The 586-nt window shown below is 39.9% G+C and carries 1 protein-coding gene; it reads right to left on the reverse strand.

What is annotated here, in order from left to right:
• Positions 1-260: 260 nt before the first annotated feature.
• On the reverse strand, positions 261-586 hold a 326-nt coding region (locus AB4585_RS28260), incomplete at its 5' end, for a hypothetical protein (RefSeq protein WP_372172082.1).

Here is a 586-nt window from a genome sequence, read left to right on the forward strand (position 1 = left end):
TTCCTTTTCAGGTAGTTCTGAAATAGGTCCAAGGCAATGATGAGGCGCTGGCCACATTATGGATTTCGTTTTTGAGCAAGAGCCCTTGAAGTCCCTGTGAGTCCAAGTCCATATTAGATTTATATCTTTTGTTGAGCGTTCAGTCATTTTTCTTGTCCTTATAGATTCGTAAGAATAGGTATCAGCCCCATAGGGAGATACCGTCTATAGGAAAAGGACATGGTTGATGATTTGATGAAAGCCCAAAAATATTAGCTGGATTAGTGGCGACCAATGATTTCTTCGAGCTGCTTGCGAATGAAATCAAGTTTTCGTTGGGTCGCGGTTTTCTCTTTCGTGATACTAACTTTGTCGCTTGTAAGTTTCGCTATCTGTTGTGATAGTTGTAAAGACATGTTGATGTCTTCGGGTTTTAAGTCCTGTCGAACCATTCTGGCTACTTTTGTGAGATTATTGAAACGACACTCCTTTAGACACTGAGAGTCAAAATAGAACTTACCATTGTTTGGGTACAATACGTAAGTTCCTTTATCTGTGTTGCATAGCCACCAGTACGAACCTTTCATTGTTGAAATAGCCTCTTTTA

This window comes from Vibrio sp. 10N.222.49.C9 (assembly GCF_041474985.1).
Lineage (GTDB): Bacteria > Pseudomonadota > Gammaproteobacteria > Enterobacterales > Vibrionaceae > Vibrio > Vibrio crassostreae_C.